Origin of the sequence: Lentilactobacillus raoultii (genome assembly GCF_900411375.1) — a bacterium.
Lineage (GTDB): Bacteria > Bacillota > Bacilli > Lactobacillales > Lactobacillaceae > Lentilactobacillus > Lentilactobacillus raoultii.
Genome location: NZ_LS423000.1, coordinates 36,439 through 50,406, shown reverse-complemented (window position 1 = coordinate 50,406; position 13,968 = coordinate 36,439). Strand labels below are relative to the sequence as shown.

15 protein-coding genes are annotated in these 13,968 nt (G+C 39.3%); 12 read left to right on the top strand and 3 right to left on the bottom strand.

The features are described from left to right. Positions 1-7 precede the first annotated feature (7 nt). The 3 genes from ED605_RS12100 to ED605_RS12090 are packed head-to-tail and all read left to right on the top strand — an operon-like array spanning position 8 to position 2,072. A complete protein-coding gene (locus ED605_RS12100) occupies positions 8-763 on the top strand; it encodes an adenosylcobinamide-GDP ribazoletransferase (protein ID WP_121979147.1) in 756 nt (251 codons plus the stop codon). After that, a complete protein-coding gene (locus ED605_RS12095; protein ID WP_121979146.1) occupies positions 760-1,347 on the top strand; it encodes a histidine phosphatase family protein in 588 nt (195 codons plus the stop codon). The genes ED605_RS12100 and ED605_RS12095 overlap by 4 nt, the downstream gene beginning before the upstream one ends. A 14-nt stretch (positions 1,348-1,361) precedes the next feature. Beyond that, positions 1,362-2,072, top strand: coding sequence for a uroporphyrinogen-III synthase (locus tag ED605_RS12090; RefSeq protein ID WP_121979145.1), 711 nt, complete (start codon positions 1,362-1,364; stop codon positions 2,070-2,072). A 73-nt stretch (positions 2,073-2,145) separates the two neighbouring features. On the opposite strand, the gene ED605_RS12085 is transcribed toward ED605_RS12090, so the two are convergent. Beyond that, positions 2,146-2,586, bottom strand: coding sequence for a EutP/PduV family microcompartment system protein (locus tag ED605_RS12085; RefSeq protein ID WP_121979144.1), 441 nt, complete (start codon positions 2,584-2,586; stop codon positions 2,146-2,148). A 245-nt stretch (positions 2,587-2,831) separates the two neighbouring features. Here ED605_RS12085 and ED605_RS12080 point away from each other — a divergent pair, with 245 nt between their 5' ends. The 4 genes from ED605_RS12080 (at position 2,832) to ED605_RS12065 (ending at position 5,715) form a co-directional block, all read left to right on the top strand. Then, positions 2,832-3,551 carry a hypothetical protein gene (locus ED605_RS12080; RefSeq protein WP_121979143.1) on the top strand — a complete coding sequence of 240 codons (720 nt, stop codon included), beginning with the start codon at positions 2,832-2,834 and terminating at the stop codon, positions 3,549-3,551. A 54-nt stretch (positions 3,552-3,605) separates the two neighbouring features. After that, positions 3,606-4,649, top strand: coding sequence for a nicotinate-nucleotide--dimethylbenzimidazole phosphoribosyltransferase (gene cobT / locus ED605_RS12075; protein WP_121979142.1), 1,044 nt, complete (start codon positions 3,606-3,608; stop codon positions 4,647-4,649). Between the two features lie 87 nt (positions 4,650-4,736). Then, positions 4,737-5,216, top strand: coding sequence for a tRNA (adenosine(37)-N6)-threonylcarbamoyltransferase complex ATPase subunit type 1 TsaE (tsaE, locus tag ED605_RS12070; RefSeq protein ID WP_121979141.1), 480 nt, complete (start codon positions 4,737-4,739; stop codon positions 5,214-5,216). Continuing rightward, positions 5,209-5,715 carry a GNAT family N-acetyltransferase gene (locus tag ED605_RS12065; RefSeq protein WP_121979140.1) on the top strand — a complete coding sequence of 169 codons (507 nt, stop codon included), beginning with the start codon at positions 5,209-5,211 and terminating at the stop codon, positions 5,713-5,715. Before tsaE ends, ED605_RS12065 begins: the two co-directional genes overlap by 8 nt. A gap of 35 nt (positions 5,716-5,750) precedes the next feature. Here the strand turns inward: ED605_RS12065 and ED605_RS12060 are convergent, their stop codons facing one another. Further along, positions 5,751-6,284: a 3'-5' exonuclease gene (locus ED605_RS12060; RefSeq protein WP_121979139.1), complete on the bottom strand. Its 534-nt coding sequence runs from the start codon at positions 6,282-6,284 to the stop codon at positions 5,751-5,753. A gap of 197 nt (positions 6,285-6,481) precedes the next feature. On the opposite strand from ED605_RS12060, the gene murB reads away from it, so the two are divergent. Together murB and ED605_RS12050 are read left to right on the top strand one after the other, a co-directional pair. Beyond that, positions 6,482-7,402: a UDP-N-acetylmuramate dehydrogenase gene (murB, locus tag ED605_RS12055; RefSeq protein WP_121979138.1), complete on the top strand. Its 921-nt coding sequence runs from the start codon at positions 6,482-6,484 to the stop codon at positions 7,400-7,402. A gap of 108 nt (positions 7,403-7,510) precedes the next feature. Continuing rightward, complete coding sequence (locus tag ED605_RS12050) at positions 7,511-9,631, top strand: cation:proton antiporter (RefSeq protein WP_121979137.1); 2,121 nt, start codon at positions 7,511-7,513, stop codon at positions 9,629-9,631. A 74-nt stretch (positions 9,632-9,705) separates the two neighbouring features. On the opposite strand, the gene ED605_RS12045 is transcribed toward ED605_RS12050, so the two are convergent. Beyond that, the gene (locus ED605_RS12045) at positions 9,706-10,380 is read right to left on the bottom strand and encodes a DUF1361 domain-containing protein (protein ID WP_121979136.1); all 675 of its coding nucleotides are present in this window, start codon (positions 10,378-10,380) and stop codon (positions 9,706-9,708) included. A 181-nt stretch (positions 10,381-10,561) separates the two neighbouring features. Between ED605_RS12045 and cdaA the strand changes: the two genes are divergently transcribed. Genes cdaA through glmM form a run of 3 tightly spaced genes read left to right on the top strand, consistent with a single transcriptional unit; the run spans position 10,562 to position 13,746 of the window. Then, a complete protein-coding gene (gene cdaA / locus ED605_RS12040; RefSeq protein WP_121979135.1) occupies positions 10,562-11,407 on the top strand; it encodes a diadenylate cyclase CdaA in 846 nt (281 codons plus the stop codon). After that, the gene (locus tag ED605_RS12035) at positions 11,404-12,369 is read left to right on the top strand and encodes a CdaR family protein (RefSeq protein ID WP_121979134.1); all 966 of its coding nucleotides are present in this window, start codon (positions 11,404-11,406) and stop codon (positions 12,367-12,369) included. Before cdaA ends, ED605_RS12035 begins: the two co-directional genes overlap by 4 nt. A gap of 27 nt (positions 12,370-12,396) precedes the next feature. Beyond that, positions 12,397-13,746: a phosphoglucosamine mutase gene (gene glmM, locus ED605_RS12030; RefSeq protein WP_121979133.1), complete on the top strand. Its 1,350-nt coding sequence runs from the start codon at positions 12,397-12,399 to the stop codon at positions 13,744-13,746. Positions 13,747-13,968 lie beyond the last annotated feature (222 nt).

Here is a 13,968-nt window from a genome sequence, read left to right as displayed (position 1 = left end):
TTATGTCATGTTAAAGGCAATGATTTTATTTACACAATTTTTTACGAGAATTTCCATCCCTATTGAAATTCCAGATGTTACAAATAAATTTAAAACTAATATCCAATACTTTACTTTCTTTGGATTGTTACTTGGAACACTTGAGGCATTATTATTTTGGGGAGCAACGTTTATTTTTCCGGTTTGGTTTTCTTGGATAGTTTATTTAATATTTGATGGCCTTATTACTGGTGGCTTTCACTTAGATGCTTTGGCTGACACGGCTGATGGGCTCTTTTCTTCCAGGACAACTGATCGTATAAGAGAAATTATGAAAGATAGTCGACTTGGTACAATGGGAAGTTTGGCACTTCTTTATTTTTATATGGTGATGGTTGGATTAGGGAGTATTTTAGGTCAAAGTTTACCCATCTGGCAAATGGTAGGGTTAGCCGCTATTACGACAATGATGACAAAAACAGGAATCAGTCTTTTATTTTATAAGATGGTTTATGCCGGAAACGGATTAGCCAGCATATGGACAGGTGTGGCAACTTGGCGAATTATTGTTGCTCAACTTTTTTCAATTTTAATTATTGGCAGTATTTTGAAAATTAGTGGTTTAATCAGTTATATCGTTGTTTTGATCACTGTTTACTGGTATCGACATCACATTATTCACCTATTGGGTGGGTTAAGTGGTGATACAATTGGTGCTTCAGGAGTGATATCTCAAGTTGCCTTTTTGTTTATCTATACAATTTTAATTAGGGTGGTAGGATGAAACTTTTTGTACTGCGTCATGGAGAGACTTTATTAAACAGACAAAGGAAATTTTATGGTTCCTTAAATGTGTCTCTAGATAAAAAAGGGTTTCAGCAGGCAGATGAGGTGGCTAAGAAGTTAACCCCCTATACATTTAGCAGAATCATTATCAGTGATATGTTAAGAACAAAACAAACGGCCGTTCCGATTTTAAATCAAAATCCTACAATCCACCCAATTATTGATGCCAGATTCAATGAAATGGGTTTTGGAGATTGGGAGGGACTTAATGCTAACGAAATTCAAGCATTAGATCCGATTGGCTGGCAAAAATGGTTAAATGAACCATTTAAAGTGGCCCCTGGGAACGGCGAAGGTTATATTTGTTTTAAGCATAGGGTGCTGGAGGCATTTCAAGATTATTATCAAGATGATCGTACAGGGTGTCAGACGCTGTTGATTGCTCATTTGGGTGTCTTGAGAGCATTACATCATGTTTGGTTTCCAAATTTAAACTACTGGAATACCAATTTTTTAGCTGGTGACTATTCAGTCTATACAATTAACAATGAAGGCGTGCAACTAACTAGTTACAATGTGTGAGGCAGTGAAAGAAAATGACATTTTTAATAACGTATCCAGAGGGAAAAATCAGTAATGAACTAAGGAAAAAATTATTGATAGCTGATAAAGTACTATATTGTCCCCTCAGACAGTTACTTCCGTGTAGCTTAAAAAGTGAGGATAAACAGCTGATTAAGACTAGCTCAGCCATTGGTATAACCAGTCAATTTGGGCTTAGTGTTTATACAAATCAATTACTCTCATTAAATACCCAAGCGATGTTCTTGCTTTTAAGTGATAAAATGCGCAAAAAGTTAATAAAAAAAGCCTCTAATCATTTAAAAATCGTAGTTGCAAGATCTGAAAATCAGCAGGGCTTTATGGAATTAATCGCGAATCTACACTTAAAATCATTGACTTTGTTGACGGGGAATATTGGTGCTGGGAATCAACTTCCGAAGTTTGTTAGGAAAGTTCAAATTTATGAAAATAAGTGGTCTAAAGCATCCGAAAGGGTGGTGATCGAAAAATTACGTTCAGAAAAAATTCACCGAATTCTGGTAACAAGTCCTTCGGCTTACCAGAGATTGAAAAAGATAGAAGTGCAAATCCCAGATAGTTTTGATTCGCCTATTTATTACACGCTAGGACCAACTACAGCTAAATTAATAAACGGTGATCATCAAACAGCTGTAACGCCAATCCAAACGGATCAGGTTTTAAAACGGAGCTTGTTGAAAATGATTCAAGACCAAATGGGGTAAGCAGTTATTTAAAGTTAAAGAATTGTCTATTCAGTTTATTTTGCAATTGGCTGTACTGTTGGCTATCAGAATTTTAATTAGTGACGGAAAGCTTTAAAAAATCTCTTAATTGGTCGACATCTTTGCCCGTTAAAGCTGAAAGTTCAAAAATCCTAGAAACGCCAGCGTCTATCAAACGATCTTTAGCATATTTAAGCTGTGATTCATTAGCAGCATCTATCTTTGTGATCACACCGATAGTTTTAGATGGAAACATCGTTGTAAAACCGGCTGGGAAAATTGCCCGGCTATCAGTGGCACTTTGAAGGATCACTACTAAATCTGCTTCTACGGAAGTCGTCATTAAAGAAGGATATAAATAACGATGCTCAACAAACTCACCAGGAGTGTCGATAATATCATCTGAAAATTCAACAGCCTGAGTTTTATCATAATTTATTTTTTGATTATGGAGTCGTTGGATAAGGGTTGTCTTACCGCAACCGACGGCGCCAACAAACATTGCTTTTCTCACTAGAAAACCTCCTCGCAATCAATAAATGGTGATTACAGTTATAAGTGAAATTATTTTTAAATGACACTTTTGGATGGCTTTTATAACATGGCTAATTTTAATATTAAGTGAACAATAATTGACTAAAACTATGGACTATACTTTACATAGTGGTCAATTTATCATTTAGTAAATGAATTTAGCATGCTTTGAAAGCCCTTACATATAATTATAACACCTCTCATTAATGGAGGAAGTGAAGAACTATGGTAACTTTGTTCATTATAATTGGATTAGCAAGCTTGGACTCCCTAAACCCATCGGCAATTTTAATGACTTATGCAATTTTGGGATTTTCAAAAAACTATAAAAAGTTAAGAAATTTATTTTCTTATGCGTTTGGAATGATGTTAACAGAATTTTTGATTGGAAGCATTGCTGTTTTTGGAATGTTATCAATTATTAACCATTTTTTAGCTAATGACGTTCAAACGATCGACAAAAAACTAGGTCAGTTATGGCATTCATCAATATCTTGGTGGTTACTCTTAGGTTTATCTACTATAATTTTTATTATTTTGCTAAAACATTCTGATAATAGAAACAAAGTCGCTTTAATTGATAAATTTTCAAAGAATATTACTGATAAGGGATATTACTTTGTTTTACTTGGAATAATGATAACGTTTGTCGAATTTTCGACTGCAATGCCATATTTAGGCGCAATCTCATTATTGATTGCGTTAAAACAAAACTTTTTGTTAAAAACAGGATATTTGGGATTATATGCTTTTATTTATGTTCTACCAGAAATTCTTATAATAGGACTTTATTTTTTTAAAAGGGAAATGATCAATAACTTATCGCAAAAGTATTTCATGCAGTTTCTTAACACCGTTACAACGAATGCTGGCACAATTTTCAAAATTCTTTTAAGTGTGCTTGCAGCTTTGGGCTTTATCATCGCTACTTGGCATCTTGTTTAACAAAAATTGAGTGCAAATGTTAACTAAAAATTTAAAATAAGGGATGACGTTATTATGTCAAATTGGTCAAAGACTTTGCCGACAGTTTCAAAGGTGGACCGTCATAAAATGCAAGTCCGATTAAATCATTTATGTAAACCAATTGGTGGTTTGGGGAAACTGGAAGAACTAGCAATAAAATTGGCTGGAATTGAGCACACTCAACAGTTAAAGACCAGTAAGCGGTGTTGCTTAGTTTTCGCAGCTGATCATGGGATCGTTTCTTTGGGCGTTTCAGCAACCCCAAGAAAAGTAACTGCGATTCAAGCTGTTAACACGGTTAATGGACATACAACAATTGCATCCCTTGCAAAACAATTTAATTGTGATGTTAAGGTGATCGATGTTGGAGTAGCTGAAGATCTGGAAAATTCAAAAATTATTCATCGAAAAATTAGGTACGGAACGGCTAACATGATGACCCAACCAGCAATGTCGTATCAAGAAGCACTTCGCTCGATTAACATAGGCAGGGAACAAGCAGATTTGGCTATTCGAAACGGTAACGATCTTTTACTGATAGGCGAGCTGGGAATGGCAAATACAACGGCTTCCTCTGCAATTCTCGCGGCTGCATATGGTCTTTCGGTTCAAGAAATTGTCGGCTTTGGTTCCGCCATCTCTGAGAAGCGGTATCAACATAAAAAAAGGGTCATTCAAGAAGTCCTTAATAGACGTCAACCCGATTCTAATGATCCAATTGATATTTTAAGCAAAGTTGGTGGATTTGAGATTGGTGCAAATGCGGGCGTGATTTTAGAAAGCGCGCGTCAAGGCATTCCTGTGGTATTAGATGGATTTATTTCGATTGCAGCATTATCAATCGCTCAAAAAATTTATCCCAATATTACAGATTATGTTATTCCATCACATTTATCACACGAAAAGGGTATGAAAATTGTATTAGAAAAAGTTGGTCTACATCCTATTCTTGATCTTCATTTAGCTGTTGGTGAGGGAAGTGGTGCAGCGCTTTTATTGCCAATGATTGACGCCATTCAAGCACTATTAGCTAACATGAACACACTTGAAGATCTTCACGTTGGGTTTGTAAAATAAAAGAATCTGCGCTACGACATTTTAAAAATTATATGTTATCATCAATTGGTATGATTAGTCTAATTTAGGTATGGAAGTGATGACCGTTTGAAAAAAACACTAACAGTAACGTCAGCTGATCAAACAATTGAACTTGGTGAAAAACTGGCGAACTTCCTGCAGCCAAGGGATTTAATTTTGTTAGATGGTGACCTTGGTGCAGGTAAAACCACCTTTACTAAAGGTTTAGGAAAGGGATTGGGTATTAAACGACCAATCAAGAGTCCTACCTTTACAATTATTCGCGAATATCAAAGTGGGCGAATCCCGCTTTATCATATGGATGTTTATCGCCTTGAGCAGGGTGGCGGTGACGAACTGGGATTAGATGAATATTTCAATGGCGATGGTGTCAACGTCGTGGAATGGTCGAAATTTGTCACTGACGAGTTGCCTGATGATTATCTGAGAATTGTTTTTCGACGAGACGATTCTAAAGGAGACAATGTCAGACAGATCACGTTTGAGCCGAAAGGAAAGCGTTTTGAAACGTTAACAGCTGACGTATTGGCGGCAAAAAATGGCTAAGGAGATCATCTTCCGGTTAGCTGAACCAACGGATGCCGCAAATATTTTACAATTGCTGAGACAATTACAAACAGAATCTGATACTTTCCTCGTTGATTCAGATTTGACAAGTTTGACACCAGCCGTTGAAGCCCAGCAGATTAAGCTGATTAATCAGTCGCTAACTAATTTAATGGCGCTGGCCGTTTTGAATGATCAGCTCATTGGCATTGTGACGGTCGATGGCTTAACCAGAGAGGTCGGCGAAGTTGGGATAGCGGTGTTGAAGGCCTATCAAGGTTTCACGATTGGAACCAATCTAATGGCTTTGGCAATTGATTGGGCAACCGATTACAGCCAGCTCTCAACGTTAACGCTTGAAGTGTTTAAAGATAATCAAGTTGCGATTCATCTTTATCAAAAGATGGGCTTCAAATTGGTGAAAACTAAAGTCGATCATGATCGAACGGTTCTTGAAATGTCATTGACGGTTACAGATAAATCAACAAAAAAAGATTGACTAGGTAAAATAATCGGGTCAATCTTTTTTGCTGGTTAAATTGCTTTAACAAAATTTCTAAGGGCACTGCTGCCAAATTGTTGTTGCTGAGTTAATAAAATGTTTGCACAAGCAACACTGTCGTCTAATGCGTTGTGATGATGTTCCAGACTGATATGCAATTCATCACAAACCGTATTTAGTTTGTGGTTAATCATTTGCGGATAGAATTGCTTAGACGTTTTCAACGTATCGAGTGTGAGGTAGTGTGGCGGCATTAATTGATATCGTTCAAGCGTCCGCTTTAAAACGCTGTTATCAAATGACGCGTTATGGGCAACTACCAGTTTATTAGCAGTAAACAAGGGCGAAATATGAGCCCATACTTCGGGAAAAGTCGGTGCATCGACCACATCCCGTTGGTGGATTCCATGAACGTTGATATTACGCCAACTAAAATCTGTTTCCGGATTAATTAAAGAATAAAATTCATGGGCAACCTGATTGTTTCTAACGATGGCCAAAGCAATGGAGCAGGCACTAGCCCGTTTACCGTTCGCAGTTTCAAAATCCATTGCGACGAAATTCATTTTTTTCACCTCATTCTATTGTTCTTATTCTACAAACATTTGTGTGTGGATGCAACAGAAGTGGACAGAGAAGGGGGAATTGAAAGTCAAGTGTCCTTCTTTGACAACACTGGGATGTGGAATCGTGGTAAAATAAAATTATACGTTTTAAAAGTATCATCGTATTTTGGAATACTTTGAAGGCAAGGAATTTAACTATGAATGATTACAAATCAATCGCTAATATTGATCCAAACATTGAAATCTTATTTAATGAACCACTTTCAAAATATACGCATACCTTAACTGGTGGGCCAGCCGATATCTTGGCGTTTCCCCAGTCGGTCAAGCAGACTCAGGCACTACTGGATTATGCTAATCAGCAGGAGATTCCGGTGACGGTTATTGGTAATGCCAGTAATCTGATTGTCAGGGATGGTGGTATTCATGGATTAACAATGATTTTGACTAAAATGAACAAAATTACGGTCCATGATAACCACACAATCACTGCAGATGCCGGTGCAGCCTTAATTGACGTGACCAAGGCGGCTCAGGCTCATTCGCTGACCGGCATCGAGTTTGCGGCCGGTATCCCAGGAAGCGTTGGCGGAGCAATTTTTATGAACGCTGGTGCTTATGGTGGCGACATCGACGACGTTGTGACCGGTGCTGAAGTATTAAGTCCTAATGATCAGGTTGATCATCTTAACTTTAAACAACTCGACTTTGGTTACCGTCACTGCAGCGTCCAAGAAAATCATCAAATTGTGTTATCGGCTACTTTTTCGTTAAATTCGGGAATCGCTGAAAAAATTCAAAAACGAATGACCCATTTAAATAACTTAAGAGCTAGTAAACAGCCTTTAGAACTACCGTCCTGTGGCAGTGTTTTTAAACGGCCAAAAGGGCATTTTGCCGGTAAATTGATCCACGATGCCGGCCTACAAGGATTTCAAATTGGTGGTGCCCAAGTTTCGTTAAAACACGCCGGCTTCATTGTGAATGTGGATCACGCAACGGCAACGGACTATTTAAATGTGATTGCGCACGTTCAAAAAACCGTGTTTGCCAAGTTTGGGGTTCATTTGGAAACTGAAGTTCGAATTATCGGTGAAGAACCGGTTAAGAGTCTGTAAAAGTGATGATCTATTTGATGTGTCCTGGAGCGCGATTGACTGCTAATAATCAAACGAATCCGCTTGTCAGGGCATTTTTTAGTCTATTTATAAGGAAGGTGACTGTTTGTGCACATACTTGAAGCCGTCATATTACTGATGGCCTTGGTTGTAATCTCCAACGTCATTGATCATTTTATTCCGGCAATTCCGGTCAGCTTGATTCAAGTTGCTTTGGGACTTGGACTTGCACTAATCTTACGAATCTCAATTCCGTTAGAGACGGACTGGTTTTTGCTTCTTTTTGTCGCACCATTACTTTTTAATGATGGTCGTCGGTTCCCGAAACGTGAATTATGGAAACTTCGAGGGCCAATTTTGGCAAATGCCATTGTGCTGGTCTTTTTAACAACGTTGCTTGGTGGCTTATTATTTCACGTCCTAATTCCGGCAATGCCGTTTTCGGTGAGCTTTGCATTGGCCGCAATTCTATCACCGACTGATCCAGTGGCCGTTCAGTCAATTTCTCAGCGGGCCAACCTCCCTGAATCCGTTTTACATATTGTGAGTGGGGAGAGCTTAATTAACGATGCCAGTGGTCTGATTGCCTTTAAGTATGCGATCGCGGCGACGGTTACCGGTATTTTTTCCATTAAAGCAGCTACCATTGACTTTTTTTATATTAGTTTGATGGGCTTCGTTAGTGGGATTGTGATTATTGCCGTTATTTTAATTTTGGAAAATTGGTTATATCGGCAGGGTATTAATGATGTGATTTTTAGTACTGTTTTACGAGTAACAACGCCCTTTGTTGTCTATCTGTTAACTGAAGAATTATTTCATGCTTCAGGCGTGATTGCAGTTGTCGCAGCAGGCATTGTCTTTCATTTTTATGGGACGGCACCTGATCGTAGCCAACCGGAACTGACGTTAGTAAGCGAAAAAACCTGGGATATCATTATTTATACCCTCAATGGGATTGTTTTCCTGATTTTAGGGATTGAATTGCCGATCGCAACCACAAACGTGATTGAAAATGATCGAATTAACACCTTTGCTGCTTTTGGGATTTCGTTTGTCGCCTGGCTAATTCTATTAGCAATCCGGGTGACTTGGATCTACGGTTACCAGTTCGTCAGTGATTGGCGAGCCCGTAAGGCGAACCAATCTAAAAAGCAGACTGGGTCTTTTAAAGCAGCATTATTGGCTGGACTATCCGGTGTCAGAGGAGCTGTCACCATGGCTGGTGTGTTATCCATTCCAGCTGTGATTTCGTCAGGACGGCCTTTTCCGTCGCGTTCGCTGGCCCTATTTGTAGCTGCCAGTGTGATTATTATTAGTTTGGTTGTGGCAACTGTCATGTTGCCATTGATTTCTGAAAATAAGGCGCCCTTACTGACCCGGGCCAATTTTTCAGGTGAGGATGAACTTGATGCGACTGTCAAGGAACCAGAGGATCCCAAGTATATCTCTGCTGATGAAGCCCGCTTATACATTATGAAATTAGCCGTTCAACGAATCGAAGAAGAACGACGGCCGACCAACCAAAAAGAAGCTTATGATTTAATTTTGGATTATCAGTTCTTAATTCGAAGATTGGAACTAAAAATTCAAGACAAAAAGGAAATGGATTCAATTATTTCTGACGAATTAGCCTTGAGACGAGTAGCACTACGTGGAGAGCGGGCAGCTATTCAACGGTTATTTAACGAAAAACAAATTTCCAGGGAAACCTTTCTGGTAGCGACTGAACGACTACAGCGACTGGAACGTCAAATGATTCATTCAATTGGCCGTAAGCGTCACATGGGCCGAGGATCGATCCAGCAATTAGTTCGAGTAAAAAACAAATTTTCACTATGGCTGATTCAGCGAAAAAGTAAAACTGATATTACAGATCAATTAGCTTTGGTTCAACGTGAACAGGCTAAAGGCGCAATTAAAGAGTTATCCCGTTATTTTGCGCGAGATGACATTGATAATCAGCGTTTTGATAGCCAATCAGTTTATCATTTGATTATCCACTATCGAAACCAAATTGAATTAGCCAAGGAACACAGTAAGCAGCAAATTAAAGACCATACGATGCAATATCAGCACCTGCGGATTAAAGCTTTGGCAGCCGAGCGTGAAGGTGTGCAAATTCTTTTGGAACAAGGCCACATTGATTGGTCAATGGCGGCACATCTTCGTCAGTATATTAATTATTCGGAGACAGTGTTGATTATGGATTATCAAAATACCGACTAGTTGAGGGGGGGCACTTAACAAAAGGTTTTGAATGAAAAAACCTGTGATTAAGCAGTTAAAGCTTCCCACAGGTTTTATTTTTTCGGTGGTAATTGGCGAGTAGAATTTGAAATAGTGACTAATTTTAATGTGTAGAACAGCACTAATTGGACAATGGTCAGCAACACGATAAAGATGATGGCATCTTCACTCCACATGTGCAGTAGCGGTCGAATAAACATTTCCGGGGTAAGAATTAAATAAATCGTGTGAATCCTCAGGAAGCGACCAATAAAGATGCCAATCGATGTAATGAATGTAAGACCAACAATCAGCAGCTGCGTAAAAATGGTATGATTGAGTCGAAGGCGGGCCGATATCGCTTCAGCCACTCTTTCCAGTCCCCATAGCCCAAGTAATGTTGAGAAGGTTGTTGAGACCAGTAGCAATGAAAATTTTAGCCACATAACGGCGTTAAGTCGCAACAGTCCGTTCGCACCATAAGGTTCCAGTAATGAAAGATGGAATAAATCGGTTAAGAGGTAGGGTGTATTGGGATAAAACAATAGCCAAACAATCACAATTAACCAAAAAAGTAGGGCGTTTCGGGGCTTGGCAATTCCAATGTGAAAGCTTAACTCAATCGGAATGTAAGCCAAAAAAGTGTTTAATACTAAAAAATTAAACGGAGGCGTTTTTAAATACCAATATAGTAATGCCATCCAGACGATAAAAGTTGTCCGGACCACCCATTTATTTAACTGACTCAACTAAACAACCTCCTATCACAATCCTTATTAAACTATTTTTTGTCGGCAAAAGCTATCAGAATTTTGCTAAAAGCTGACTTTTTATAATTTATTTAAACATCTGACAGAATTTGGTATGATTAGTTGTTCAGCTAATTTGAATGATATAATATCTTTGAAAAAAACTTGAGGGGAGACCGCCATGAACTGGTCAGATTTTTTTACGCTTCATAACTTGACAAACTTGATTGATATCCTGGTCGTTTGGTTTATTATTTATAACTTAATTTTGATGGTTCGAGGTACCAAGGCGGTCCAACTACTTCGAGGCATTGTCATTATTGCATTGATTAAAATTGTCAGCGTTTATGTGGGCCTCTCGACAGTATCGTGGATTATGGATCAAGTGATTAATTGGGGAGTTATTGCCATGGTGATTATCTTCCAACCTGAAATTCGTCGGGGACTTGAGCATTTGGGCCGTGGCTCCTTATTTGTGAAGGGTAAAAAGGAAAATGAGGCGGCTAAGAAGTTGATCCATGCGCTTGATCGGGCCATTCAATACATGTCAAAGCGTCGGATTGGTGCGTTAATCACCATCCAAATGAACACAGGCTTGGAAGAATATATTGAGACTGGTATTGACGTTGATGCCGACGTTAGTGGTGAATTATTGATTAATATTTTTATCCCCAATACGCCGTTGCATGATGGGGCTGTCATTATTAAAAACAATCGGATAGCCGTTGCTGCTGCCTACTTACCACTTTCGCAAAGTAATTTGATTCCAAAAGAATTGGGAACTCGGCACCGTGCGGCTGTTGGTATTTCAGAATTGACAGATGCACTAACAATTGTCATTTCCGAAGAGACTGGTGAAGTTTCCATTACGCAAAATAATGAATTGTTGCGTGGAATGACTCAGGATGACTATCTAAAATATCTTCAAAATCAATTATTAACCGATACGGATGAGCAGGATCACCGCACATTCATTAATACCGTTGCCAACTTCATTGAAAATCATTTCCGAGGAGGCCAATCATGAAAAAGTTCTTGTTAAATAATTGGGCCTATCGGCTGCTGGCGTTGGCGTTTGCGATTTTACTTTTTCTATATGTTGGTAGTAGTCAGCCGGGAACCACTTCGTCTGTCAAAAATAACAGTAATTCGCCGACGTTAACGTCCAATCGCTCAACCACGATTTCGGCGCAGCTCTCGCTTACGGTGAATAGTAATAAATATTTTGTAACGGGTTACCCAGAAAAAGTTCAGTTGCATTTAACCGGCCCTTCGGCATTAGTGACGACCACGGCCAATACTCAAAACTTTAAAGTGTATGCAGACTTGTCAAAATTGGGGGTTGGCACGCACCGGGTCCGAATTCAGCAAGATGGACTCAACAATGATTTGAGATATCGGTTTGAACCGGCTACAATAAAAGTTGACATTCAACCACGCAAAACGGTCACTTATCCACTTCAGGTTAAGTACAATAAGGAAAACATTGCGTCCGGATATCAGCCTGGGAATGCCTCCGCAGATGTTAAAAACGTTAAAATCACGGGTGCCTCCGATCAAATTAATAGGATTAAAACGGTTGTGGCCCAACTTAACGTCCCACAAAATGCCAAATCATCCGTTGATAGTCAGGCAATTATTGAAGCCCTCGACAGTAAGCAGAATACGGTTAATGTGGTTATTACACCGGCAACCGCGGATGTCACGTTGCCGATTACGCCTGGAAACAGTAAGGAATTACCAATTAAGTTGGAACCAAAGGGCATTACTGATGATAATGAGAGCTTCACACTGACATCGGCGACTAAACGTGTCCGGGTATTTGGTACAAAGGCGCAACTTAAAAAATTGGATTCGGTTAAGGCTGAGGTTGATACCAGCGATGTTCGGACAACTAAGACCAAGGAGGTTGAATTGGATCCAAAGCTTAATAATGTCAAGGGCTTTGATCCAGATCGAATTTCTGTCAAAGTTAACAGAAACAATTAATAATTTATTTGAAATGAGGAAATTTTCATGAAGTATTTTGGTACTGATGGTGTACGTGGCGTTGCCAATAAGGAACTGACTCCGGAATTGGCCTTTCAATGTGGTCGAGCCGGTGGATATGTTTTAACGCATCATTCCGAGAGAAAACAGCCACAGGTATTGGTGGCGCGTGATACCCGAATTTCCGGGCAAATGCTCCAAGAAGCTTTGATTGCCGGTTTGTTATCTGTAGGAATTGAAGTATTAAACTTAGGAATCATTACGACGCCAGGTGTGGCGTATCTGGTTCGCAATCAAGGTGCGGATGCCGGTGTCATGATTACAGCATCACATAATCCTGTTGAATATAATGGCATCAAATTCTTTGGTGCCGACGGCTATAAGCTTTCCGATGAAATGGAAGAAGAAATTGAAGCCATTCTTGAACGGGATAAAGATATTTTACCGCGACCGGCAGCCGAAGGGCTCGGGGTTGTTGGCGACTACTTCGAAGGTAGTCAAAAATACATTCATTTTTTGGAACAAACCATTTCAGAAGATTTGTCCGGAATGAAAGTTTGTGTGGATTCAGCAAATGGGTCAACCAGCAAGCTGGTAACAACCCTATATGCTGATTTAGGAATCGATTTTGAAACACTGGCCACCACCCCTAACGGTCTTAATATCAATGACCATGTTGGGTCAACACATCCCGAAAATTTACAAAAGATGGTTGTTGAAAAGGATGTTCAGGCCGGGGTTGCTTTCGATGGTGATGGTGATCGTTGCATTGCCGTTGATGAGAATGGCCAATTGGTCGATGGTGATGCCATTATGTACATTTGTGGTAAATACATGTCTGAACGTGGTCGGTTGAAGAAAAATACAATTGTCACAACGGTAATGAGTAATCTGGGAATGTATAAAGCCATGGAACGTGCTGGCATGGTCAGTGTTAAGACTCAAGTGGGTGATCGTTATGTGGTTGAAAAGATGAACGAGGGCGGCTATAACCTTGGCGGTGAGCAGTCCGGCCACATTGTTTTTCTTGATTTTAATACCACTGGTGATGGCATGTTGACCAGTCTGCAGCTTTTATCCGTCATGAAATCTACTGGTAAGAAGCTTTCCGAATTAGCCAGTGAAATTAAGAAGTATCCGCAGCGCTTGATTAACGTTAAGGTTCATGATAAAAAAGATGCCCTTAAAAACGAAAAAATTCAAGCGGCAATTCAAGAAGTTGAAGAAGAAATGCACGGTGATGGCCGGGTATTGGTTCGACCTAGTGGGACTGAACCGTTATTACGAGTGATGACAGAAGCCCCAACGCAAGATTTGGTTGATGACTATACGCAAAAGATTGCTGATGTTGTTCGCCAAGAAGTTGGGATTGATTAATTAAACAGATAGTGAAAAAGCTATTGGAAAATTCCGATGGCTTTTTCATTTTGCTCAATAAATCGCGGCAAACTTAGGGTTTGAAATAAAACGGATGGCTCCTATACCATTTGCAACAATCAGTTGACTTTTTCTTTAGAATTGTGTAGATTATACGTGTTATAGAAATTTAATAACTGCTAATGATGTATATACCAATTTTAATTGTTGAGGAGAAGACAA